This is a genomic window from Paenirhizobium cremeum, from assembly GCF_047553425.1.
GTDB lineage: Bacteria > Pseudomonadota > Alphaproteobacteria > Rhizobiales > Rhizobiaceae > Allorhizobium > Allorhizobium cremeum.
Genome location: NZ_CP180217.1, coordinates 3,605,693 through 3,630,134, shown reverse-complemented (window position 1 = coordinate 3,630,134; position 24,442 = coordinate 3,605,693). Strand labels below are relative to the sequence as shown.

Genomic DNA, 24,442 nt, shown 5'->3' with positions numbered 1-24,442 from the left:
TGAGCGATTACCGAACGAGGGAATCGCCGACGTGCTGTTCTGTTATGCCAAGGAAAGGAAAAACTCTGACAACAGTACACACCAAGGGAAAGATGCCTGTCGTCCTTCCCAAAAGCCCGGAACGTGGCGCCGATGCCGCAGCCCGCGCGCTTGAGCTGGTCCTTGCAAGCCTCGAGGACTCCAAGGCAGAAGATATCGTCACCATCAACATTGCCGGAAAATCCGCGCTGGGCGACTACATGGTCGTTGTCTCCGGGCGCTCGAATCGGCATGTGACCGCGATCAGCGAGCACCTGATTTCCGACCTCAAGGAAGAGGGCTTCGGCTCTGCCCGTGTCGAGGGACTGGAAACGGGCGACTGGGTCCTGATAGACACCGGTGACGTGATCGTGCATGTGTTCCGTCCCGAAATCCGCGAGTTCTACAACATCGAAAAGATGTGGGCGGCTCCGGATATCGAGGAAGGGCGACTGCACTAGACCATCGACTGTCGGCCGGCTGCCGCTCATCCGGCAGTGAAGGAAGCCGAGCGATGCAGCGATCCAGGCTATCGCTGCCGATCAGGTTTTGCGGTCGAAATGGATGGAGTGCGACATGCGAATTGGCATCTATGCCGTGGGCCGGCTGAAATCCGGGCCGGAGAAGGAACTTGCGTCCCGCTATCTGGACCGATTTGCCAAGGCGGGACCGCCGAGCGGCCTTGAGCTTTCCCGCATGGTCGAACTCCCCGAAAGCCGCGCGGGAAACGCGCAGACGCGCAAGCGTGAGGAAGCCGCCGAGCTGCTGAAAAGCATGCCGGACGGCGCTATGATCGTTGTGCTTGACGAGCGTGGCAAGGCGCTCGACAGCGAGGAGTTTGCTGCGCTGCTCGGCGAACATCGCGACCGCGGCCAGCGCGATCTCGCAATCGTGATCGGAGGCGCCGATGGCGTCGATCCGGACTTTCGGGAGCGGGCGAAGGTCGTTCTCAACCTCGGAAGGCTGACATGGCCGCATCAACTGGTTCGGATCCTGATCGCCGAACAGCTTTACCGCGCCGTCACCATTCTTTCCGGCCATCCCTATCACCGGGTCTGATCCATGTTGGTGTCGCATGGCGCTTTGCGCCGACGGCAAATCAGCGTAATTTCGGCGGCGAACCGGGAAAGCCCCTTGCGACAAGACAAACGACCAACCATGCAAAAAGCATTCACGGCCTCCGGGCGCCGCATCCTGCGCGCCGGCGCGGGCGGCGCGCTGACGATGCTTGCTGCGGTCATGGCCGGACATGTCCTGACGCCCGCGAGGGCACAGGAACCGATTGAGCCCGCAACTCCGGCCGCTTCCACGGTTACGCCAGGTGGCGGGCAGGCCGCAGCCCCGTCTCCCGAATCTGGTGCGGAGGACGCGGCGCAGGCCCTGCGCCAGAAGCGGGATCAGATCGGGCGCGAACTGCAGGAGCTTTCCCGAAGCATGCAGCTTTCCCAGGAGAAGACCGAGAACCTGCAGCAGAGCATCGCCGCGATCGCCAAGACTTCGGAAAGCCTGAAATCGGCGCTGATCGAATCCGCTGCGCGACGCAAGGAGTTGGAACGAAAGATGGCCGGGAGCGAGCGCAAACTTGCCGATCTCGGTATCCGGGAAGACAAGATACGGCATTCCTTCAAGGAACGACGTGCGGTTCTCGCGGAGGTGCTGGCCGCGCTCCAACGCATGGGCCGCAACCCGCCGCCGGCACTTCTGGTCAGCCCGGACGATGCGCTTGCCTCGGTGAGAACGGCCATTCTGCTTGGCGCCGTGGTTCCCGGCATCCGCAAGGAGACGGACCGGCTTGCCGCCGATCTGCAGGAACTCTTGAGGCTGCGCGACGAAGGGCAGAAGGAAATGGCCAGTCTTGTTGCGACCATGCAGAGCCGGCAGGAGGAAGAGCGGCGCATGGATCTGCTGCTTGTCGAAAACGACCGCCTTTCGAAGCGCAATGCCGAGGAACTGGAGACGGAAAGACGTCGTTCCAAAGAACTTGCGGAGCGCGCCTCAACCATGGAGGGACTGATCGCCTCGCTGGAAAGTGAGATCTCCTCGGTGCGGGAGGCGGCCGAAGCGGCGCGTGCGGAAGAAGAGAAACGGCGTCAGCAGACAGAGGAACAAAAGCAGAAAGCAAGGGAGCTGGCGCTCTCGACATTGCCCGATAAAAACCGCATTGCGCCCGCATATCCCTTCTCGGAGCTGAAGAAGAAACTGGAACTGCCCGTGGCGGGCGATATCCTACGTCAGTTCGGCGATCCGGACGGCACGGGACATGCGGCGAAGGGCATGGTGATCGCCGCGTCAGCCGGTGCGCTGGTAACGGCGCCGGCCGATGCCTGGGTGGTTTTCGCGGGGGAATTTCGCAGTTACGGACAGATGGTGATCCTGAATACCGGTGACGGTTATCATGTCGTTCTCTCAGGCATGGACAGGATCAGCACCAGCCAGGGCAAGTTCGTGCTTTCGGGCGAACCGCTGGCGGTGATGGGAGAAAAAAGAGTGGCGAGCGCGACGGGTTTGGCGCTGGAAACCGATCGTCCGACCCTTTACATTGAGTTTCGCAAAGATGGAAAACCGGTTGATTCCCGTCCGTGGTGGACAGGGAACGATTCTGGAAAGGCTGAGAATGGTACGTAGGGTCTCTCTTGTTCTCGTCGGTGCACTGATGGGTGCGACTGCGATGAGCGTTCTTTATTCGGCCGGAATTCCTGCCCAGGCAGCGGGAGCCTCGACCTACAAGGAGCTGTCGATTTTCGGCGATGTCTTCGAACGGGTGCGAGCCCAGTACGTTACGCCGCCGGATGAGGAAAAACTGGTCGAAAATGCCATCAACGGCATGCTGACCTCGCTCGATCCTCATTCGGTCTACATGAACGCCAAGGATGCGGCGGACATGCAGACCCAGACCAAGGGCGAGTTCGGCGGCATCGGCATCGAAGTGACGATGGAAGACGAACTGGTCAAGGTCATCACCCCGATCGACGACACGCCCGGCGCCAAGGCCGGCATTCTCGCCGGCGACTTCATCTCCGAGATCAACGGCGAATCCGTTCGCGGCTTGAAGCTGGAAGACGCCGTCGACAAGATGCGCGGTCCGGTCAATACGCCGATCAAGCTCACCATCCTGCGTAAGGGCGCGGACAAGCCAATCGAGCTTAGCGTCGTGCGCGAAATCATTCCGATCCGGGCTGTGAAGTCGCGTGTCGAGGGCGATGTCGGCTATCTCAGGGTGATCTCGTTCACCGAGAAGACCTACGACGATCTCGAAGCCGCCATCGCCAAGATCAAGAAGGAAGTCCCGGCTGACAAGCTGAAGGGCTATGTCCTCGACCTTCGCCTCAACCCGGGCGGTCTGCTCGATCAGGCGATCTATGTTTCGGACGCTTTCCTCGAGCGTGGCGAAGTCGTTTCCACCCGTTCGCGCGATCCGGAGGATACCCGCCGCTTCAATGCCAGTGCCGGCGATCTGACCGACGGCAAGCCGGTCATCGTGTTGGTCAATGGCGGTTCCGCCTCGGCCTCGGAAATCGTGGCCGGTGCGCTGCAGGATCTGAAGCGAGCGACCGTCGTCGGTACGCGTTCGTTCGGCAAGGGTTCCGTGCAGACGATCATTCCGATGGGTGACAAGGGCGCGCTGCGGCTGACGACGGCGCTTTATTACACGCCGTCCGGCAAGTCGATCCAGGGCACCGGCATCGAACCGGACGTCAAGGTCGAACAGCCGCTGCCGCCGGAACTTCAAGGCAAGGTTCGCGCCGAGGGCGAATCCGCGCTGCCGGGCCACATCAAGGGCCAGAACGAGAACGAGGAAGGCTCCGGCTCTTCAGCTTATGTTCCGCCGGAGGCCAAGGACGACCTCCAGCTCAACTACGCGCTCGATCTGCTGCGCGGGGTGAAGACGGATCCTTCCTTCCCGCCGGACCCGCAGAAGGCCGTGGTTTCGAAGTAAAAACAAGGGCGCCGGCGTAATCCGGCGCCCCAACGCATTTGCGACCCGGGAGCGGATAGAACCTTGAGCGCCGATCTCCACGCACCGCTCGGTCAGAGCCGCAAGACCGGTGGCGCGCGCCGCCGCGTTCCTTCCCCAGGCGCTCTCGCAGGTGGTTTTTTTGTTCTCGGCCTCCTCGGGCTTTCCTTCTATTCGACATTCGCGCCGCTGCCGCTCACAACGCTGCAGCCGACGGATCTGCCGGAAGTTGTGGCTTCGGCGGACGCTGACGTGTTGAAACCGGATGCGGAACAGGGGCTTCAGGCCAGCCGACCGAGGTCAGGGGCCAATGTCGAGCGCACCGTGACCGAGGATGGTTCGGTGGTGACGAAATATTCGCCCAGGCAACGGGACGGAAAAGGTCCCGTGCTGATCGGCGCCCAGGATATCGGCCAGGATCCGCGCATGGCTGCCTTTCCGGACGATGATCTGTTGGAGGATACGCCGGAAGGGCGCATTCCGGTCGTGGGGCCCGACGGTCTGCGCTCCGTCGACCTTTATGCCCGGCCATGGTCCGGCGCGCGCGGCACGCGCGTCGCCATCGTTGTGGGTGGTATCGGGCTCAGCCAGACGGGAAGCCAGAAGGCCGTGCGGGAATTGCCCGCGGATATCACGCTTGCCTTCGCCTCGACCGGCAACAGCCTGACCCGCTGGATGCAGGAGGCACGCCGCAAAGGCCATGAAGTGCTGTTGCAGGTGCCATTCGAGCCGATAGATTATCCGGCTAATGATCCGGGCCGCGGCACGCTTCTGACGAGCCGATCCGCTGCCGACAATCTGAAAAGCCTGCATGAGGCGATGGCGCGGATGACCAATTACACCGGTATCATGAACTATATGGGCGGCCGGTTTCTTGCCGATGGCGAGGCCCTGGAGCCGGTGATGCGCGATATCGGCGAACGGGGCCTGCTCTTTCTCGATGATGGGTCCACGGCCCGTTCGCTCAGCGGCGATTTCGCCAAGGCGATCGGCATGCCGCACGCCTATGGCAATCTGTTGCTCGACGGCCAGCTCGACCGGCGCGCCATTCTCGACAAGCTGGATGAGCTGGAGCGCATAGCGCGTCGCAGCGGCGGGGCGATCGGCACGGCATCGGCCTTCGACGAGACGATCCTGGCGATCCGCGATTGGGCCAAGGATGCCTCCGGCCGTGGTATCGAAATCGTCGGCGTCTCCGCATTTGCGACCGATTCGGAACAATGAAAGGATGAAACGAGAGCCATGAGCGAGCCGAAGATCAGAGCCGAAGACCTGCCTTACCGTCCCTGCGTCGGCGTCATGGTACTGAACCGTGAGGGTCTTGTCTGGGCCGGCCGGCGGATACCCGAGGGCAATTCGGAATATGACGGCTCGCCCATGCTCTGGCAGATGCCGCAGGGTGGAATAGACAGCGGCGAGGAGCCGCTGGGCGCGGCCGTCCGGGAGCTCTACGAGGAAACCGGCATGAAGAGCGTGTCGCTCCTCGCAGAGGCCGGACGCTGGATCAATTACGATCTTCCCCCCGAGCTCATCGGCATCGGGTTGAAGGGTAAGTATCGAGGGCAGACGCAACGCTGGTTCGCCTTTCGTTTCGAGGGCAACGAGGACGAGATAGCCATTTCGCCGCCGCCGGGCGGACATATCGCCGAGTTCGATGCCTGGGCGTGGAAACCGATGGCCGAACTTCCGGAGCTGATCGTTCCGTTCAAGCGCAAGGTCTATGACGAGGTTGTCGCGGAATTCTCGCATCTGGCGGGCGTTCCGGCCTAATTGAACCTGCCCGCAGAACGGCTGAGAAAAAGGCGTCGACCGGAGACGACGCCTTCAAAGATCCCATCAACAATCTGGCGTTCAGCCTTGCGTGATCGGCGCGATCTGGATTTCCACGCGGCGGTTCTGCGCGCGTCCGTCCGGCGTCGCGTTGGATGCGATCGGCTGGCTCGGACCGAAGCCGACGGAGGAAACGCGACGCTGGTCCACACCCTGGCCAAACAGGTAGTTGGCGACCGAGTCGGCGCGGTTCTGCGACAGCTGCTGGTTATGCTGCAGGCTGCCGGTCGAATCGGTATGGCCGTTGACGTCGACCAGCGTGCGGTTGAACTTGTTGAGCACGATCGCGACCGAGTTCAGCGTCGGATAGAACTGCGGCATGACCGCATACTGGTCGGTGGCGAAGGTGATGTTGGACGGCATGTTGAGGATGATTCGGTCGCCGACGCGGGTGACCGAAATGCCGGTTCCCTGCAGCTGGGCGCGCAGTTCGGCTTCCTGCTGGTCCATGTAGTTGCCGATCGCGCCGCCGGCCAGCGCGCCGATACCGGCGCCGATCAGGGCGGCATTGCGGCTTGAGCGCCCGCCACCGCCGACGACCGCGCCGCCGACTGCACCGAGAGCCGCACCGAGCACTGCGCCGCCTGCGGTATTGGAAACCTTCTGCTGACCGGTATAGGGATCGGTCGTGGTGCAGGAGGAAAGATAAATCGCGGCGAGCGCGAGGATCGAAAGCTTCTTGATCATCGTCGGAATCACTCCCAGTGGAACTCGGAAGGCCTCAACAGCCAAATTGCGGCAATATGAAGTTGCGAGGCCGGCGATCTTACTCGGCGGCGCTCTTTCTGCCATAGCGCTTTTCGATGTAGTCGATCACCAGCGCTTCGAAATCTGACGCGATATTGGGGCCACGCAGCGTCATCGCCTTCTGTCCGTCGATGAAGACGGGGGCAGCCGGGCTTTCGCCCGTTCCGGGAAGCGAGATGCCGATATCGGCATGCTTGCTCTCGCCCGGTCCGTTGACGATGCAGCCCATCACCGCAACATTGAGCCCCTCGACGCCGGGATAGCGCTCGCGCCAGATCGGCATGTTCTTGCGGATGTCGTTCTGAATACGCTGGGCGAGTTCCTGGAACACCGTCGAGGTGGTGCGTCCGCAGCCGGGACAGGCGGCGACCACCGGCACGAACTGGCGAAAGCCCATCACCTGCAGCAGTTCCTGGGCCACCTGAACTTCGCGGGTGCGGTCGCCGTTCGGCTCGGGCGTCAGCGAAACGCGGATCGTATCGCCTATCCCGTGTTGCAGAACGTAACCCATGGCGGCGGACGATGCGACAATGCCCTTCGAGCCCATCCCTGCCTCGGTTAGGCCGAGATGCAGCGCATGGTTGGAGCGCTCGGCCAGCATGGAATAGACGGCGATGAGGTCCTGCACCTGGGAGACCTTGGCCGAGAGGATGATACGGTTGCGCGGCAGGCCGATCTCTTCGGCAAGTTCGGCGGACAGAAGCGCCGATTGCACGATCGCCTCGCGCGTCACCTGCCGGGCGGAAAGCGGGAAGCCTTCCTCCTGGTTCTTGTCCATCAGCCGGGTCAGAAGCTCCTGGTCGAGCGAACCCCAGTTGACGCCGATGCGGACAGGCTTGTCGTAGCGGATCGCCATTTCGACGATATCGGCGAACTGCTTGTCCTTCTTGTCCTTGAAGCCGACGTTGCCGGGATTGATGCGGTATTTCGCCAAGGCCTCGGCACAGGCCGGATGATCGGCCAGAAGCTTGTGGCCGATATAGTGGAAATCGCCGACGAGCGGCACATCCATGCCGAGCCGCAGCAGCCGCTCGCGGATCTTCGGCACGGCGGCCGCGCTCTCGTCACGGTCGACCGTGATGCGCACGATCTCGGACCCTGCCTTGAACAGCGCCGCCACCTGGGCGACCGTCGCATCGACATCGGCCGTATCTGTGTTGGTCATCGATTGCACGGCGACGGGCGCGCCGCCGCCGACGATCACGCCGCCGACGTCGACAGCCACGGTTGCACGGCGCGGTTTGGGATCAAATTCGTCTGCTGAAGCCATCGGAGTCTCTCGAACGGCAGAAAACTGCACGACTGAGGTGGATCAAACGGGGTCGCTTGTCAACCGCAGGCTAAAAAACCTTCATGTCTCGAGCGGGGTCACAAGCAGACGCACCAGCACCGGAAGCTTGCGGGAGAGCGCCTCTATGTCCCGTGTCCGCATCTTCATGCCCTCGACGGCATCAAGAAGAATTGATGCGATCTCCTCCAGGGAAATGTCGCCCGCCGCGGTGCCGATCCGACCCGCCTTGGAGGCTGACAGCAATCCCCTGGCAATCTCCGTTTCAACGGTCCTCATCCAGGCGAGGAACAGGTCGCCGGCAAATTCGTGCTTCACGTCGAAAATTTCCGCGCCATGCGGCGTTTCGGCAATCTCCTGGTGCGGACGCAGGATGCCCTCGATCAGCGCAGCCTCGACCTCTTCGCTGACAGATCTTCGCCCGTCGAAGCATCCGGCGACCTTCTCCCGCATTTCCTCCATCTTCATTTCAACGCAGGCGCCGAAGATGTCCGCCTTGTTGCGGTATAGAAGATAGAGCGCGGGGCGGGAAAGCCCTGCGGCCCTGGCGATGTCGTCCATCGTCGTGCGCTTATAGCCGTAGGTTATGAAGGTGGCGAGCGCCGCCGCCAGCGCTGCCGTCCGTTTGTGATCGGTTTTCAAATCAGCCATATTTGACATTCTGACATATTTTGTTATTTTGTCACGACGATAATCCCGGACGACCCTAAAGCAGGAGGGCTTCGAAGTGAACCTGATCGTCAATGGTACGGCACGCGCCGTCGAGGTGGAACCGGACATGCCGCTCCTTTGGGCGCTGCGCGATGCGCTCAACATAAAGGGGCCGAAATTCGGCTGCGGCGCGGGCCTGTGCGGGGCCTGCACGGTCATCATCGACGGCGAGGCGGTGCGCTCGTGCCAGATCGCGGCAGCAGACGTCACCTCGCCCGTCCGCACCATCGACGGGCTTGCCTCCGGGGATGCGCTTCATGCGGTCCAGCAGGCATGGATCGACGAACAGGTGGCGCAGTGCGGCTATTGCCAGGCCGGCCAGATCATGAGCGCCGTAGCGCTGCTGGAGAACAATCCCTCTCCCACGGATGAGGAGATCGACGCCGCCATGGCCGGCAATCTCTGTCGCTGCGGCACATATCCGCGCATCCGCGCCGCGATACACAGGGCAGCCGTGCAAATGGCGGGGGCATGACCATGGCGAGCATCGGCAAGATCGCGCGGCGCACCTTTCTTCTCGGCACGGCCGCGGTCGCGGGTGGCGTCGCCTTCGGCTACTACAGCTACAGGAAGCCCTTCGCCAACCCGTTGAAGGATGAACTCGCCGAAGGCGAGGCGACCTTCAATCCCTATATCAAGATCGGTTCCGACAACCGTGTCACCATCATCGCCCCGCGGGCCGAGATGGGGCAGGGCAGCTACACGACGCTTGCCGCCCTTGTCTGCGAGGAACTCGACGTTTCGCTGGATCAGGTGGTCATCGAACACGGACCGTCGGCACCTGCCTATTACAATGCGGCGGCCATGCGTGAAGGCGCGCCGTTTCCGCGTTTCGACGAAAGCTTCCTGGCCGAGAGCCTGCGCGGCACCATGGGCGTCGTCGCGAAATTCGTCGCCTTGCAGTTCACCGGCGGCTCGACCTCGATGATCGACGGTTTCGACAGGATGCGTCAGGCAGGTGCCGCCGCGCGCGAGACCCTGAAGCAGGCGGCCGGCCGCCGGCTCGGAGTGGAGGCGGGATCGCTGACGACGAAAGACGGCGTCATTACCGATCCTGCGTCCGGCAGGGCGCTCTCTTACGGGGAGGTGGCGCTGGAAGCCGCGGAACTGGTGCCACCGTCCGACATTGCCTTGCGTGAGCGAAAGGACTGGAAGCTCCTCGGCAAGTCGCAGCCGCGCAAGGACATGCTGGCCAAGGTTACCGGCGCGCCGATCTACGGCGTCGACGTCGACCTGCCCGACATACTTTACGGTACGGTCAGGATGAACCCGAGTCCCGGCGGCAGGATGAAAACCTTCGATGCCGCCGCAGCGCTCGCCATGCCAGGCGTGAAGAAGGTCGTCGCGATAGACAGCCCCTATGGCCATGGCATCGGCGTAATCGCTGACAATACCTGGCGTGCTTTCAAGGCGGCGGAAGCCGTCACCATCGAATGGGAAAAGGGGCCGATACCGGCCACCTCCGCCGAAATGGAGACCCTGCTCACGCAATCCCTGCAGCGATCGGATTCCTTCAGCCTACGTACGCTCGGCGATCCGGACCTCGTCTTCGCCGAGGCTCCCCATGACAGCATCGTCGAGGCGGAATACGACGCGCCCTTCCTCTCCCATGCCGCCATGGAACCGATGAACGCCACCGCAAGGCTAAAGGATGGCCTTCTCGATGTCTGGGCGCCAAACCAGGGACCGACGCTGATCGATACGGCGGGTTCCCGCATCACAGGCCTGCCGAAGGAAAAGATCAGGGTCCATACCACCTTTCTCGGCGGCGGTTTCGGGCGCCGTATCGAACCGGATTTTTCCGATTACGCGATCCGGCTTGCTCTCGAAGCAGAGGGGAGGCCGGTCAAGGTGACCTGGACCCGCGAGGAGGACATGACCCATGGTCCCTATCGTCCGGTGGCCAAGGCGCGCTACAAGGCGGTTCTCGGCGAAAAGGGCGTCCCCCGTGCGCTTGCAGGGTCAGTTGCCTCGCCTTCGGTGATAGAGAGCGCCATCGGTCGCTATTATCCTGACATACCCATGGGAGGACCTGACAACGCCCTTATCGACGGCGCCTTCAACCAGCCCTATGGTATCGAGAACTATCGCATCGACGGTCGCAAGGTGCCGCTGGCGGTTCCGGTCGGCTTCTGGCGTTCGGTCGGCAACACCTACAACGTCTTCATGCATGAAAGCTTCATCGACGAGATTGCTCATGCCGGCGGCCGAGATCCGCTCGATCTCCGCAGAGACCTGATGGCGGATTTTCCCGTCGCCCGCACCGTCGTCGAGAAAGCGGCCGACATGGCCGGCTGGGGAACGCCCGCCCGGCCCGGCCATGCCCGGGGCCTCGCCTTCTCGCTCTCCTTCGGCACATGGGTTGCCGAGGTGGTGGAAGTGTCGGACCGGAATGGTGCGATCCACATCGAGAATGTCTGGTGCGCTGCAGATCCGGGTCTCGTGCTCGATCCGCTCAACTTCAAGGCCCAGATGATGTCGGGCATCGTTTTCGGCCTGTCGGCGGCCATCGGCCAGCAGATCACCTTTGCAGACGGCGTGGTCGAGCAAGCCAATTTCCACGATCACGATGCATTGCGCATCGACAGATGTCCGAGGATCGAGGTCGAGCTTCTGGAAAACTCGACGCACATGGGCGGCGCGGGCGAGCCCGGCACTCCGCCGTCGATGCCGGCGCTCGGCAATGCGATCTTCGCACTGACCGGCAAGCGGCTCCGCCGCCTGCCTTTTGCAAACGAAATCGAATTTGCCTGACCGGTCGAGGCCGTCAGTGTCCCCGAACGCTGTCGGCATGCCGGGCGAGGCCCGATAATGCCAATACCACAAGGGTCAGCAGGGATGCTCCGGTATAGACGGTCGAAAGCGATGTGTATTCGGCGATGAAGCCGATCACCGACGGCGCAAACAGGATACCCGAATAACCGAGCGAGGTGACAACCGAAAGCCCGATCCCTGGCGCAAGTCCGGGAATATTGCCGCCGGCCGAAAAGGCGATCGGCACCATGTTGGAAATGCCGATGCCTGCAATGCCGAAGCCGATCAGTGCGACCGTCACATCGGGTGCCTGCCCGGCGATAACGAGGCCGACGAAGGATATGGCGGCACAGATCCGCAGCGTTCTGACGGCACCCAGCCGGTCGCGTACCAGATCGCCGGCAAACCGCATTGCCGCCATGGCGAGAGAAAAAGCGGCAAAGGCGAGGCCGGACAGTGCGGTCGGCGCGTTGAGTTCGTCTCGCAGGTAGAGCGCGCCCCAGTCTAGAATGGAGCCTTCCGGAATCATCGAAAACAGTGCGACGATGCCGATCAGCCAAGGCAGCGGCGAAAGCGGAAAGCGGGCGCGCTCCCGCTGTTCCGAGGGATGCGGAGTGTCGGCGAAGATCATCGGCCGGATGATTAAGAAGAGAGCCATTCCGACGCCCGCGACGATCAGAGCGTGGCCCAGAGGCCCCAGAACCGCGATGAGAATCCCGCCGGTTGCCGAACCGACTAGGCATCCCAGGCTCCAAAACGCATGGCAGGACGACATGATGGAGCGGCGCATCGACCGCTCGACCTCGACCGCGTTTGCGTTCATCGCAACATCCATCGCACCGCCGATGCCCCCGAAGAGGAAAATGGCAATGGCTCCCGCCCAGACGGAATGAACGAGCGTCAGCCCGACGATTGTCGGCAGGAAGAAGAACGCGACAACCTGAACGACGCGGCTCGAGCCGTACCGGGCGATCTGCACGCCGGCAATCGGCATGAGAAGAAGAGAGCCGATACCGAAAACGAACAGCATGATGCCGAGGCCCGCCTCGCTGAGCTGCAACGCCGATGCGAAGATGGGGATCTTCGGCGCCCAGGCACCCATCATCAGCCCGTTGAGAAAGAACAGCGCCGAAACCGCCGCCCGAGAGCGGGTAATCATGCGTCCACCTGCATCCGGTGCGGCAGCTTCTTTGACAATCTCCACCATAGCGGTCTCCCTTCGCCTCGGCGCGACTCTATTTAAATCGATTGAATTCACAACGGCCGAATTGGCCTCTTCTTTTCACGATTTGTGTCTTTGCGACATGGACGAATTCATCCCGATTGACACGCAGTTCGGAACCGGAAAGATGTGGATCGCTTCTTCCGGACGGCGCGCCCGCGCCCGTCGTTTCCTTAAAGATCCGCCACAGGTGCAAGAGTGAAAACCTCCGTCGGCATCGGCATCCTGCTGACCAGCCTTTCCTATTTCCTGTTCACCCTGCACGATGGCACCATCAAGATCCTCGTGGAAACCACGGCGGTCTGGCAGATCCTCTTCTTCCGCAGTGCCACAATCCTCGTCGGCTGCCTGATTTTCGGCGGCCCTTCCCTCGTTCGCGAAACTTTGTCGTCTCCGGTCGTGAAGCCGATGATGATCCGCAGTGTGCTGCTTCTGACCGCCTGGCTCTCCTATTACAACGCGGCAAAGAGCATGCAGCTTGCGGCCTTGCAGACGCTCTACTATGCCGCTCCGGTGGTTGCGACCCTGCTTGCAGTCCCGATCCTCAAGGAACGGGTTACACCACCGCGCTGGATCGCGGTCATCGTCGGCTTTCTCGGTGTTCTGATCGCCAGCAATCCCATCGGCATGAAGATCACGTTTCCGGTCTATCTCGCCCTTCAGGCCGCCTGCCTCTGGGCGTTTTCGACCGTCCTGCTGCGGCGCACCGCGATGGGCGCCCGCTCGCTGGTGCAGATGACGGTGACGAACAGCTTCTTCCTGGTCCTGACCGGAGGGATGCTGATGCAGGTCTGGCACACGCCGACTACCGGCGAGCTTGCGCTCTCGCTGGCGACCGGCATCATCGGCGGCGCTGCCCAACTCGCCTTTTTCGAAGGTATGCGACGTGCTCCGATCTCCGTTCTCGCGCCGTTCGAATATACCTCGCTCGTCTGGGCCTTCGTGCTGGGCTATGCAATCTGGGGCGATATCCCCGCCGCCAACGTCTTCATCGGCGCCGCGCTGATCTGCAGCGCTGGCCTGATTATCGTTTTCAGCGAGCGGCTGACGGCCAGAAGCTAGAAACCCCTCCTCTTCTCCGCCGACCTCCCTTCGCGAAATAGCACTTGATAGAATATAAATCATCATATATACGAATATATGTATGTATTTTCCCGGAGGTTGAAATGTCTCTCGATCGCATGGTTCTGGCTTTTGCCGGTGTGATGGTCCTTCTTTCCGTCGTCCTGACGGTCTTCGTGCATCCGCTGTTCGTCTGGTTTACCGTTTTTATCGGCGCCAACCTGCTGCAATCCGCCTTTACCGGCTTCTGCCCGGCCGCGACGATCTTCAAGAAGCTCGGCATCCGCCCGGGAACGGCATTCTGAATTCACCTGCCACGAGGAACGGCACCATGACTGTCCAGCCGCTTGCCCGCCTTACGGCGTTCACCCTTGCGCTCATGGCGACCAGCGCGCCGCACGCCGAAACCCTTTATCTCAAGCCGATGCCGGTCCCGGAATGGAAGGCGGTCTATGGCCGCGTGGAGGCCCGCAACAGCGTACCTGCCCGCGCGCGCATCGGCGGAACCGTTGTCGACCTCAAGGTAACGGAGGGCGACAGCGTCGGCACGGGTGACGTGATCGCCACGGTCAAGGACGACAAGATCGACTTCCAGATCGCCGCGATCGATGCCCAGCTCCTTGGGTTGAAGGCGTCGCTGGACAACGCCCAGTCGGAACTGAGCCGCGGCGAGGAACTTATCAAGCGTGGGGTGACCACTGCCCAGCGCCTTGATGCCCTGCGCACGCAGGTCGATGTCGTGCGCAACCAAATCGCAGCCGCCGAAGCGCAGCGGTCTGTCTACATAGAGCAGGGCAAAGAGGGCGACGTGCTCGCTCCGACCGCCGGCAAGGTCCTGACCGTTCCCGTCACCAAGGATGCCGTCGTCATGGCCGGCGAGACCGTTGCCACGATCGGCGGCGGCGGCTTTTACCTGCGCCTCGCCATCCCCGAACGCCATGCCGACCTTCTTGAGGAAGGCGCTTCGATCGAGATCGACAGCGGCAACGGCCATGAAAACAAGGGGCGCCTGGCCAAGATCTATCCGGAGATCGACAACGGCCGGGTCATCGCCGATGTCGAAGTCAGCGATCTGCCGACCTCCTTCGTCAACAAGCGTGTCCTCGTGCGGGTGCCGGTTGGCGAACGCAACGCGCTCTTCCTGCCGCAAACCGCGCTGAAGAACCGCTACGGCGTCGACTATGTCACCATCAGGGCCGGCGAGGGGACGGCCGAGCGCGCTGTCGTGACCGCGAAACCGATCCGGATCGACGGCCAGCCGATGACTGAAATCCTGACCGGCCTTTCCGCCGGCGACGAGATCGTATTGCCATGAAGATTCCCGGTCTTGGTATTGCCGGCGGCCTGACGAAAAGCTTCATCACCTCGCCGCTTACCCCGCTTTTTCTGCTTGCCGCGCTGGCGCTCGGCCTTGTCGCGCTGATGACGCTGCCGCGCGAGGAGGAGCCGCAAATCTCCGTGCCGATGGTCGATATCATCGTGCAGGCCGACGGACTGAAGGCGGAAGACGCGGTCAAGCTCGTCACCGAGCCACTGGAGACTATCGTCAAGGGTATCAATGACGTCGAACACGTTTACAGCACGACCTATGATGACAAGGCAGTGGTCACCGCGCGCTTCATCGTCGGAACCTCCGGAGACAGCGCGGTTTTGCGCGTCCACGACAAGATCCGCGCCAATATGGGCTCGATCCCGGTCGGCATTCCCGAACCGCTGGTCGTCGGGCGCACCATCGACGATGTGGCGATCGTTTCGCTGACGCTGACGCCCTCCGAAGACAAGGGTGCCGGCGTCGATGACACCGCGATCACCCGCATCGCCCGCGAACTGCGCGTCGAAATGGCAAAGATCGACGACGTCGGCCTCAGTTACCTCGTCGGGGAGACGGGCGACGCCATTCGTATCGCGCCTGATCCCGAAAAACTGGCGCTCAACGGGGTAACGCTGCAGCAGCTTTCCTCAAAGGTCACGGCGGCCAACCGCGCCTTCCCGACCGGAGAGATCAGGAACGACGGCCGGCAGATCAACGTCGTTGCAGGAGAAACCCTCTCTACGCCCACCGAGATCGGCAACCTGTTGCTGACCACCCGTGACAACCGCCCCGTTTATGTACGCGATGTCGCGGACGTTTCTTTCGTCACCGATACGGAAGAAGCCCGCACCTCGACCGTTACGCGGGGCGAGAGCGGCGACATGAAGTGTGTGCCGGCCGTCACGTTGGCGCTTGCCAAGCGCGCCGGCGCCAACGCCGTCGTCGTTTCCGAAGAGATCCTCCACCGTGTCGAGGAACTGAAGGGCAAGCTGATCCCGGACAGCATGTCGGTCGAGGTCACCCGCAATTACGGCGAAACCGCCAACGAGAAGGCCAACGAACTGCTCTTTCATCTCGGACTGGCGACGCTTTCCATTATCGCGCTCGTTTGGGTCGCCATCGGTCGCCGCGAGGCCGTCGTTGTGGCGATCGTCATCCCGATGACGATCCTGCTTACCCTCTTTGCCGCGAACCTGATGGGCTACACGCTGAACCGCGTCTCGCTCTTTGCCCTGATCTTCTCGATCGGTATTCTCGTCGACGACGCCATCGTCGTCATCGAAAACATCGCGAGGCACTGGGGTTTCAACGACGGCAAGGATCGCCGTCAAGCGGCAATCGATGCCGTTGCCGAAGTCGGCAATCCGACCATCGTCGCCACGCTCACCGTGGTTGCCGCCCTTCTGCCGATGATGTTCGTTTCCGGCATGATGGGTCCGTATATGAGCCCGATCCCGGCAAACGCCTCGGCCGCGATGATCTTCTCCTTCTTCGTCGCCGTCGTGGTCACGCCCTGGCTGATGTTGAAGATTGCCGGAAAAGCGAAGCTGCATCATGACGCCGCTCACGGCACCGGCGGCAGGCTCGGCGATGGCTATGCCGCGGTCGCCCGCCCGGTCCTCGCCTCCAAAAGGGCAAGCTGGGTTTTCCTCCTTCTCGTCGGCGTCGCAACCCTCGGCTCCCTGTCGCTCTTCTACACGAAGCATGTCACGGTGAAGCTCCTGCCCTTCGACAACAAATCGGAACTGCAGGTCCAGATCGACCTGCCGGAAGGTTCGTCCGTCGAGGCAACCGATGCGGTGGCCCAAGGTGTGGCGAGGGTCGCGCTCGCCACGCCGGAGGTCGTCAGCGTCCAGACCCACGCGGCAACGGCCTCACCCTTCAACTTCAACGGACTGGTGCGTCACGCCTATCTGCGTTCGAGCGCCTATATGGGTGACGTGCAGCTCAACCTGACGCCGAAGGGCGAGCGTGACCGTTCGAGCCATGACATCGCGCTCGACCTGCGCAAGCGGCTTCTGGCGGAGGTTGCCATGCCGGAAGGAACCGTGCTGAAGGTGGTGGAACCGCCGCCCGGACCGCCTGTCATGGCGACACTGCTGGCGGAGATCTACGGCCCCGACGCCGACACTCGCCGTGCGACCGCCGGCAAGGTGAAGGAAGCCTTCCAGTCCGTGCCCTTCATCGTCGATGTCGACGATAGCTACGGAACGCCCTCCCCGCGTCTGCGCGCGACGATCTCGACCGACGACCTCGATTTCTTCGGCGTATCGGAAGACGATGTCTTCGACACGTTGTCGATCCTGAACGGCACCACGACCATCGGCTATTCCCATCGTGGGGAGGGCCGCGCGCCGATCCCGATCGTCATCAGCCGGCCGAAGGGCGCGAAAGTGCTCGACGAAAAGTTCCTCTCGACGCCGATTCCTGCCAATCTGCTGCCGGGTTCGCGCTCGGTCGTCGAACTCGGCGACGTCATCCGCGTCACGGAGGAAAAGGCGTCATTCCCGATCTTCCGCCACAACGGCCGCTATGCCGAGATGGTCACAGCCGAGCTGGCCGGCGATTTCGAGGCACCGCTTTATGGCATGCTCGCCGTTCAGGATGCGCTGGACAAGCAGGATTGGACCGGCCTCGAAAAGCCGGACGTCGCTCTTCATGGCCAGCCGGCAGATGAAAGCAAGTCCGTGCTTCTGTGGGACGGCGAGTGGGAAGTGACCTGGGTCACCTTCCGCGACATGGGGGCGGCCTTCATGGTGGCGCTGCTCGGGATCTACATCCTCGTGGTCGCCCAGTTCGGCTCGTTCAAACTGCCTTTGGTCATCCTGACGCCGATCCCGCTGACCTTCATCGGCATCCTCGGCGGTCACTGGCTGTTCCATGCGCCCTTCACCGCGACCTCGATGATCGGTTTCATCGCGCTGGCAGGCATTATCGTGCGCAATTCGATCCTGCTGGTGGATTTCATCCGCCATGCCGCTTCGCCCGAACGCCCGCTAACAGAGGTCCTGATCGAAGCCGGCTCCATACGCTTCAAGCCAATCCTGCTGACGGCGCTCGCCGCCATGATCGGTGCCGCGGTGATCCTGACCGACCCCATTTTCCAGGGGTTGGCAATCTCGCTGCTCTTTGGCCTCGCCTCCTCGACGCTTCTGACCGTGCTGGTGATCCCGGCGATCTACCGGGTGTTGCGGACTTGAAAGCGGATCTTGTGTGCATCCGATTCCGCAAGATCGGATGACAACCCCTATGGCCTGCCGGCCATCTCCCCACAAGGGGGAGACCATTCGTGGCAATGCTTCGTCAGGCTTCTGCAGGAGCGACCGGCAAGCAAGATGGTGCAACGGTCCTTGCTGCATTGAGGCAGGTGGTGATCGAGCCCCTCCAGGGGTTGGGGAGGGGCCTTTTGCCGCTACTTCGCAGCCAGCCACTTCTCCGTCAGTTCGACCCAGAAGCTGGTGCCGACCGGCAGGATGTCGTCGTTGAAGTCGTAACGTGGATGGTGCAGCGGCGGGTCGTTGGGCGTGCGCTGCGTGCCGAGGAAGAAATAGCAGCCCGGCCGCTTCTCCAGCATGTAGGCGAAATCCTCGCTGCCCATGGTCGGCCGGTCCATGTCGTAGACCTTGTCGGCGCCGGCAAAATCGATGGCGAGCGCGCGGATGAAGTCGGTTTCCGCCTTGTGATTGATCGTGGCGTTGTAGCCGCGTTGGTAGTCGAGCGTGACGCTCATGCCGTAGCTGGCGGCCTGTCCCTCGGCAATGGTGCGGATGCGCTCCTCGAGTTGGTCGCGCACCTTAGGGTCGAAGGAGCGGATGGAAAGCTTCATTTCCGCCCGTTCGGGAATGACGTTGCTCGCCGCACCCGCATGAAAGGCCCCGACCGTAATGACGCTCGGATCGATGGGGTGGATGTTGCGCGAGACGACGGTCTGTAAAGCCATGATGATCGAGGCGCCGCAGACAATCGGGTCGGCGGTATCCTGTGGCTCCGCGCCATGGCCGCCGCGGCCGTTGACCGTGATGACGCATTCGTCGACCGCCGCCATGATCGGCCCTTCGCGCAGGGCGAACTTGCCGAAGGGAATGGTCGGGTCGTTATGCAGCGCGAATACGGCATCGCAGGGAAATTTCTCGAACAGGCCGTCCTCCATCATGATCCTGGCGCCGCCGAAATTCTCCTCGGCCGGCTGGAAGATCAGATGCACGACGCCATCGAAATTGCGGCGCTCGGCAAGGATGCGCGCGGCGCCGAGCAGCATGGCGGTATGTCCGTCGTGACCGCAGGCATGCATGACACCGGGGTTCTTGCTGGCATAGGCCGCGCCCGTCTCCTCGAGGATCGGCAGGGCATCGAAATCCGCGCGGATGCCGATGCTCTTCGTGCTCGTCCCGTTTCTGAGGGTCGCCACGACGCCGGTTTTCGCCAGCCCGCGATGCACCTCGTAACCAAGCGCCTCGAGCTGCTTTGCCACGTAATCCGATGTATCGAACTCGGAAAGGCCGATCTCCGGATACTGGTGGAGATGGTGACGGGTCGCCAGCACATCGGCCATGTAGTTCGAGAATTGTATCGTCATCGTCATGCACCACGGTTTGGAATGCGGTTTTCGAGAAAGCGGAATGCCATGACCAGAAGACCGGTCAGGCAGAGGTAGATCAGCGCCAGCAATAGCAGCGGTTCGTAGGTGAGATAAGTCTCCTGCCTGACTTTCGATATCACGGCATAGACATCGACCACCGTGATGGTGGCGACAAGCGGTGTGGATTTGAGCTGCAGCACGGTTTCGCCGGTCAGGGTGGGAAGCGCCCGATGGATCGCCCGTGGCAGCCAGATTCGGCGAAACATCGTTAGCCGGCTCATGCCGAAGGCACGCGCTGCTTCGAGCTCACCCTTCGGAACCCCGGCAAACGCGCCGCGCATCACCTCGCCCTCGTAGGCCGCAAAGGACAGCATCAGCGCCGCAAAACCATAGGGCCATGCCTGCCGGAGATAGGGCCAGAGAAAGGACGAACGGATCTCGGGATACTGGGCGAAGAGCGAGCCGAGACCGTAATAGAGCAGCCAGAGCTGCAGCAGCAGCGGCGTGCCGCGAATGATCGTGCAGAATATTTTGGCCGGCCAGGCCAGCAGTTTCGGACCCGTGACCTGCACGAGCCCGATCGGAACCGCCAGCAGAAATCCGAAAAAGGCGGTCGAAACCAGCAGCAGCAATGTCTGCCAGACGCCGGCGACAAGACGCCACTGGTATTTCGGCAACCAGTCCCAGCGCATGAACCAAGCGGCGCAAAGGACGATTGCCGCAAAAACCGCCATCATGAATAGCCGGTGCGGCTCGAACAGGTGCCGTGCTCGTGGCGGCTGGTAGGCGGGCATTTCGGAGACGGTCTCGGTCATGTGGTTACACCGGCTCCGCAATTCCGCGCCGCGCCCGGCGCTCGATGATCCCGATCACTACGTTGGAGACCAGCGTCAGCAGCAGGTAGAGAACGCCGGCCGCGCAGAAGAACAGCATGTAGGCCTTGGTTGTCCCGGCCGCCTGCCGCGTCACCAGCGTCAGCTCGCTGAAGCCGACGACAGCGAGCAGAGCCGTGTCCTTGGTGGCGATCAGCCAGAGGTTGGCAAGCCCTGGAATGGCAAAGGGCAGCATGGCGGGAAGCGTGACGCGGGTCATCACCTTGATCGGCGACATGCCATAGGCCCGCGCCGCCTCGATCTGGCCCGGCGGCACGGCCTTGATCGCGCCGCGCAGCACCTCGGTCGAATAGGCCCCCTGCACCACGCCGATGACGAAGATACCGGCAACAAGTCCGCTGATATCGACCGTCGGCAGACCGGCCAGCGAAAGCAGCGCGTTCACCGCGTCCGTACCGGCATAATAGAGGAGAAGGATCAGGACCAGTTCCGGTACGGCCCTAATGACGGTGGTATAGACCTCCAGGAGGTCACGAAGGATAGGCCCGCCATAAAGCTTGCCGAAGGCTCCGCCGATCCCGATCAGGATGCCAAGCCCGTAGCCACCCATCGCAAGTTGCAGTGATTGTGCGAAGCCTTGCAGAAGCACGCCACCCCAGCCCGGCGGCGAAAGCGCCAGAAGACCCAAGTCGAAAAGGCTGCCGGACGCTGCCGCCATCTTGAAACGCCTCGATTGTCAGAAGGCCAGAGAGGGCATGCGACGGAGCCCGCCGCATGTCCGGGGAAACGGTCAACCGCCGTAGATGTCGAAGTCGAAATACTTCTTCGAGAAGGTGTCGTAGGTGCCGTTGGCACGGATCGCCTTGATCGCAGCGTTGACCTTGTCCTTCAGCTCGGTTTCGCCCTTGCGCAGGCCGACGCCAACGCCCGCTCCGAGGATGGCCGGATCGTCCTTCACATTGCCCTTGAGCTCACAGCAGGTAGCGCCGGCTTCGGACTTCAGGAAGGCGTCGAGCGCGATGGCATCGGCCTGAACGGCATCGAGACGGCCGGCGGCGAGGTCCTGGTTTGCCTCGTCCTGGGTCTGGTATTCCTTGATTTCCGATGCCTTGTCGCCGAAATACTTGTGAGCGTAATCGGCGTGGACGGTCGAAACCTGTACACCGAGGATCTTGCCGGCAAGCCCTTCGGGCGTCGCTTCGAACTTTTCGCTCTTCGGCCCGACAATGCCGGTCGGCGTGTTGTAGTATTTGTCGGAGAAGTCGATGGTCTTCAGGCGTTCCTCCGTGATCGACATCGAGCCGACGATCATATCGATCTTCTTCGAGGTCAATGCCGGAATGATGCCGTCCCAGGCGACCGGAGTGATGACGCAGTCGAGCTTGGCCTCGGCGCAGATGGCCTCCATGAAATCGACCTCCCAGCCGACCCATTTGCCGGCAGCATCCGGCGATGCGAAGGGCGGATAGGGCTCGGCGGCGAAGCCGACCTTGACCTGTTCGGCGGCCGCGTTGCCAAAGGCCGCTCCGCCGATGGCCAGTGCGATAAGGGCGATCTTCATTGCATTCTTCATTATGTTCCCCTGTTGTTTTTAGGTTTGATGAAGTCTCAATGGATTGAGCTGATGAATTTCTTGAGCCGTTCGGATTTCGGTGCGCCGAACAGCTGTTCCGGCGGTCCCTGTTCCTCGATCACGCCGTTGGCGAGAAAGACCACATGGTTGGAAACCTCGCGGGCGAACTTCATTTCATGGGTGACGAGGATCATCGTGCGCTTTTCCCGGGCGAGATCGCCGATGACGGAGAGAACCTCGCCGACAAGCTCCGGATCGAGCGCCGAGGTCGGCTCGTCGAACAGCATGACTAGCGGTTGGATGGCCAGCGCCCGGGCGATAGCGGCACGCTGCTGCTGCCCGCCGGAAAGGAAGGCCGGATAGGCGTCCCGCTTCTCGTAAAGACCGACCCGCCTGAGCAGCGTTTCGGCGATGGCGACCGCTTCGTCCTTGCGCATGCCCAGGACATGCACCGGCACCTCGATGACATTCTGCAGCACCGTCATGTGCTGCCAGAGATTGAAGTTCTGGAACACCATGCCGAGCCGGCTGCGGATGCGCTGCACCTGCCTGCGGTCCGCCGGCATCAGGCCGCCATGACCGTCCTTCTTCATGGCGATCGTCTCGCCATGGATCGTCACCGAGCCCGCGCTCGGCAGTTCCAGCATGTTGATGCATCTGAGGAAGGTGGATTTTCCCGAGCCGCTGCCGCCGATGATGGCGATCACGTCGCCCTGCCTTGCCGATAGCGAAACACCCTTCAGGACCTCGAGCGGACCGAACCGCTTGTGCAGATCCTGCACGTCAATGGCTTGCGCCGATACCGTCATGAATACCGCCAATGCCCGGAGGCAAAGCCCCGGCAAGATGGTTGCCACTGTTCCCGCCAGCTTCTTGTCTGCCCGGTGCGACGCTGGATCCCGCCCGGTGGATTGCCCGGGAGTTTTGCACTTGTGCAGTAATTATTCAAGCGTATAAGTAAATCAGTTTGCAGTGCGGTCAGACATGCCAGGCCGTGGGATCGGGAAGGGCGCATGAAGAATTACGGCTCTCAGGACATGTCGGGGAAACTCTTGAGGGTGGTGATGCGCCGGCCGGGTGCGAGCCTCAGGGATGCCGATCCCTCCGTCTGGCATTACGGGCCGACCTTCGACGGCGCGAGAGCCGTCCAGCAATACGGGCATTTTGCCGATCTGGTGGCAGGCGCCGGGGCTGAAATCCTGTGGCTAGAGGACCGCGGCGACGGTTTGGCGGACGCCATGTTCACCCACGATCCCTCGCTGATGACAGATCACGGCGCCATCATCCTCAACATGGGCAAGCCGCTGCGCCAGCGCGAACCGGAACTGCACGAGGCAGTCTATAGCAAGGCCGGCATTCCGATTCTCGGACGCATCGAAGCCCCCGGCACGATCGAAGGGGGCGACTGTGTCTGGGTGGACGCAACAACGCTTGCGATCGGCCGCGGTGTGCGCTCCAACCAGGCCGGCATCGAGCAGATGACGGCGATGCTGGCACCTCATGGTATCACGGTTCTCGGCTTCGACCTGCCGCTCTGGCAGGGCGAGGAAGCCTGCCTGCACCTCATGTCGGTCATCAGCCCGCTCGCCAAGGATCTGGCGCTCGTCCATGCGCCGCTGCTGCCGGCCGCCTTCTATTTCCTCTTGAAGGAAAAGGGCATCCGGCTTGTCCTTGCCCCAGAAGAGGAGTTTGCCGCCAGCAACGGCCTGAACCTCAACGTCCTGCCGACCTCGCCGCGCAAGGTCATCATGGTGGAAGGTTTCCCCGGAACCCGCGCCGCCATGGAGGCAGCCGGCTGCGAGGTACAGACCTTTGCCGCCGACGCGCTCTGCATCGCCTGCGAAGGCGGTCCCACCTGCCTGACCCGGCCGATATTGAGACTGGCGTCATGAGCCGGCGGGTCTTCCATCGCGCCGGGGAGGCGGAGCGGCGGCAGGACCTGATTAGGGCAACGCTGGACTGCATTTCGGAGAAGGGACTGGAGGGCGCGACCGTACGCGAGATCGCGGCCCGCGCCGGCGTCACTGGCGGCCTGATCCGCCATTACTTCGCCAGCAAGGATCAGATGCTGCAGGCCGCCTATCGCGAGACCATGGCATCGATGACCACGACGGCGATCAGCGCAGCCGGGGCCGAGGATGGCGGCAACGTGAAGAGCGCGCGCCTCAGACTGCATGATTTCATCATCGCCAATGTCAGTCCGCCGGTCACCGATCCGCGCACGCTCTCGCTTTGGGCCGGGTTCATCAGCCACATCCGCGTCGATTCGGAATTCGCCCGCATCCACCGCGAGAACTACCTGATCTTCCGCGATGCGCTGGAAGAACTTATCTCCGACTTTCTCGCCGAATGCGGCCGCACGCCGGCATCGGGCGAAAGCCGCAAGCTGGCCATTGCCATCAACGGCCTGATCGACGGTCTCTGGCTCGAGGGTTCGCTTGCCCAGGATCTTTTTGACGACCATGCTCTGCCGCGTATCGCTCTGGAATCGGTCGAGGCCTTGCTCGGTGGCCTGCGCCTTACCGGGCCAGATGCCGGCACCAACGAAAAATGATCGG

The 24,442-nt window shown here is 62.3% G+C and carries 23 protein-coding genes; 14 read left to right on the top strand and 9 right to left on the bottom strand.

Features of this window, described 5'->3' with window-relative positions; genetic code table 11:
• The first annotated feature begins 44 nt into the window (after positions 1–44).
• From rsfS to ACLBKR_RS17535, 6 genes are all read left to right on the top strand, one after another.
• Positions 45–479: a ribosome silencing factor gene (rsfS, locus tag ACLBKR_RS17560; RefSeq protein ID WP_112830506.1), complete on the top strand. Its 435-nt coding sequence runs from the start codon at positions 45–47 to the stop codon at positions 477–479.
• Between the two features lie 115 nt (positions 480–594).
• On the top strand, positions 595–1,077 hold the full coding sequence (gene rlmH, locus ACLBKR_RS17555; protein WP_113338128.1) for a 23S rRNA (pseudouridine(1915)-N(3))-methyltransferase RlmH: 483 nt from the start codon (positions 595–597) through the stop codon (positions 1,075–1,077).
• Positions 1,078–1,176: 99 nt separating this feature from the next.
• Positions 1,177–2,643, top strand: a complete 1,467-nt coding sequence (locus ACLBKR_RS17550; protein ID WP_414899822.1) for a murein hydrolase activator EnvC family protein — start codon at positions 1,177–1,179, stop codon at positions 2,641–2,643.
• Complete coding sequence (locus ACLBKR_RS17545; protein WP_112830505.1) at positions 2,633–3,955, top strand: S41 family peptidase; 1,323 nt, start codon at positions 2,633–2,635, stop codon at positions 3,953–3,955. The genes ACLBKR_RS17550 and ACLBKR_RS17545 overlap by 11 nt, the downstream gene beginning before the upstream one ends.
• A 63-nt stretch (positions 3,956–4,018) precedes the next feature.
• Positions 4,019–5,197, top strand: coding sequence for a divergent polysaccharide deacetylase family protein (locus tag ACLBKR_RS17540; RefSeq protein WP_113447455.1), 1,179 nt, complete (start codon positions 4,019–4,021; stop codon positions 5,195–5,197).
• 18 nt (positions 5,198–5,215) lie between these two features.
• On the top strand, positions 5,216–5,743 hold the full coding sequence (locus ACLBKR_RS17535) for an RNA pyrophosphohydrolase (protein WP_113447454.1): 528 nt from the start codon (positions 5,216–5,218) through the stop codon (positions 5,741–5,743).
• A gap of 81 nt (positions 5,744–5,824) precedes the next feature.
• On the opposite strand, the gene ACLBKR_RS17530 is transcribed toward ACLBKR_RS17535, so the two are convergent.
• The 3 genes from ACLBKR_RS17530 to ACLBKR_RS17520 all read right to left on the bottom strand — a co-directional run bounded on the left by ACLBKR_RS17530 (position 5,825) and on the right by ACLBKR_RS17520 (position 8,489).
• The gene (locus ACLBKR_RS17530; RefSeq protein ID WP_112830502.1) at positions 5,825–6,490 is read right to left on the bottom strand and encodes an OmpA family protein; all 666 of its coding nucleotides are present in this window, start codon (positions 6,488–6,490) and stop codon (positions 5,825–5,827) included.
• A gap of 79 nt (positions 6,491–6,569) precedes the next feature.
• Entirely contained in the window at positions 6,570–7,820 is a 1,251-nt protein-coding gene (gene ispG, locus ACLBKR_RS17525) for a flavodoxin-dependent (E)-4-hydroxy-3-methylbut-2-enyl-diphosphate synthase (protein WP_113447453.1), read from the bottom strand.
• Between the two features lie 81 nt (positions 7,821–7,901).
• Positions 7,902–8,489, bottom strand: a complete 588-nt coding sequence (locus ACLBKR_RS17520; protein WP_162708317.1) for a TetR/AcrR family transcriptional regulator — start codon at positions 8,487–8,489, stop codon at positions 7,902–7,904.
• Positions 8,490–8,565: 76 nt separating this feature from the next.
• Here ACLBKR_RS17520 and ACLBKR_RS17515 point away from each other — a divergent pair, with 76 nt between their 5' ends.
• Complete coding sequence (locus tag ACLBKR_RS17515; protein WP_113447537.1) at positions 8,566–9,024, top strand: (2Fe-2S)-binding protein; 459 nt, start codon at positions 8,566–8,568, stop codon at positions 9,022–9,024.
• Positions 9,021–11,303: a molybdopterin cofactor-binding domain-containing protein gene (locus tag ACLBKR_RS17510; RefSeq protein ID WP_414899817.1), complete on the top strand. Its 2,283-nt coding sequence runs from the start codon at positions 9,021–9,023 to the stop codon at positions 11,301–11,303. The genes ACLBKR_RS17515 and ACLBKR_RS17510 overlap by 4 nt, the downstream gene beginning before the upstream one ends.
• Before the next feature lie 13 nt (positions 11,304–11,316).
• On the opposite strand, the gene ACLBKR_RS17505 is transcribed toward ACLBKR_RS17510, so the two are convergent.
• Positions 11,317–12,510 carry an MFS transporter gene (locus tag ACLBKR_RS17505; RefSeq protein WP_113447451.1) on the bottom strand — a complete coding sequence of 398 codons (1,194 nt, stop codon included), beginning with the start codon at positions 12,508–12,510 and terminating at the stop codon, positions 11,317–11,319.
• 213 nt (positions 12,511–12,723) lie between these two features.
• Here ACLBKR_RS17505 and ACLBKR_RS17500 point away from each other — a divergent pair, with 213 nt between their 5' ends.
• The 4 genes from ACLBKR_RS17500 to ACLBKR_RS17485 all read left to right on the top strand — a co-directional run bounded on the left by ACLBKR_RS17500 (position 12,724) and on the right by ACLBKR_RS17485 (position 18,099).
• Positions 12,724–13,587: a DMT family transporter gene (locus ACLBKR_RS17500; RefSeq protein WP_113447450.1), complete on the top strand. Its 864-nt coding sequence runs from the start codon at positions 12,724–12,726 to the stop codon at positions 13,585–13,587.
• A gap of 104 nt (positions 13,588–13,691) precedes the next feature.
• Positions 13,692–13,892 (top strand): DUF2892 domain-containing protein, encoded by a 201-nt coding sequence (locus ACLBKR_RS17495; RefSeq protein WP_112830497.1) that lies wholly within the window; start codon positions 13,692–13,694, stop codon positions 13,890–13,892.
• Positions 13,893–13,918: 26 nt separating this feature from the next.
• On the top strand, positions 13,919–14,902 hold the full coding sequence (locus ACLBKR_RS17490; protein WP_414899814.1) for an efflux RND transporter periplasmic adaptor subunit: 984 nt from the start codon (positions 13,919–13,921) through the stop codon (positions 14,900–14,902).
• Positions 14,899–18,099: an efflux RND transporter permease subunit gene (locus ACLBKR_RS17485; protein ID WP_414899812.1), complete on the top strand. Its 3,201-nt coding sequence runs from the start codon at positions 14,899–14,901 to the stop codon at positions 18,097–18,099. Before ACLBKR_RS17490 ends, ACLBKR_RS17485 begins: the two co-directional genes overlap by 4 nt.
• A 212-nt stretch (positions 18,100–18,311) precedes the next feature.
• Here ACLBKR_RS17485 and ACLBKR_RS17480 read toward each other — a convergent pair whose 3' ends face one another.
• The 5 genes from ACLBKR_RS17480 to ACLBKR_RS17460 form a co-directional block, all read right to left on the bottom strand.
• On the bottom strand, positions 18,312–19,475 hold the full coding sequence (locus ACLBKR_RS17480) for a M20 aminoacylase family protein (protein WP_244710609.1): 1,164 nt from the start codon (positions 19,473–19,475) through the stop codon (positions 18,312–18,314).
• 2 nt (positions 19,476–19,477) lie between these two features.
• Complete coding sequence (locus ACLBKR_RS17475) at positions 19,478–20,293, bottom strand: ABC transporter permease subunit (RefSeq protein ID WP_113338137.1); 816 nt, start codon at positions 20,291–20,293, stop codon at positions 19,478–19,480.
• Between the two features lie 4 nt (positions 20,294–20,297).
• Positions 20,298–21,029, bottom strand: coding sequence for an ABC transporter permease subunit (locus tag ACLBKR_RS17470; RefSeq protein WP_113338138.1), 732 nt, complete (start codon positions 21,027–21,029; stop codon positions 20,298–20,300).
• Positions 21,030–21,101: 72 nt separating this feature from the next.
• The gene (locus tag ACLBKR_RS17465) at positions 21,102–21,872 is read right to left on the bottom strand and encodes a transporter substrate-binding domain-containing protein (protein ID WP_414901817.1); all 771 of its coding nucleotides are present in this window, start codon (positions 21,870–21,872) and stop codon (positions 21,102–21,104) included.
• Between the two features lie 47 nt (positions 21,873–21,919).
• Positions 21,920–22,693 (bottom strand): ATP-binding cassette domain-containing protein, encoded by a 774-nt coding sequence (locus ACLBKR_RS17460; RefSeq protein WP_112830492.1) that lies wholly within the window; start codon positions 22,691–22,693, stop codon positions 21,920–21,922.
• Between the two features lie 204 nt (positions 22,694–22,897).
• Between ACLBKR_RS17460 and ACLBKR_RS17455 the strand changes: the two genes are divergently transcribed.
• Positions 22,898–23,776 (top strand): arginine deiminase family protein, encoded by an 879-nt coding sequence (locus ACLBKR_RS17455; protein ID WP_112830491.1) that lies wholly within the window; start codon positions 22,898–22,900, stop codon positions 23,774–23,776.
• Positions 23,773–24,438, top strand: coding sequence for a TetR family transcriptional regulator C-terminal domain-containing protein (locus ACLBKR_RS17450; protein WP_113447448.1), 666 nt, complete (start codon positions 23,773–23,775; stop codon positions 24,436–24,438). Before ACLBKR_RS17455 ends, ACLBKR_RS17450 begins: the two co-directional genes overlap by 4 nt.
• Positions 24,439–24,442 lie beyond the last annotated feature (4 nt).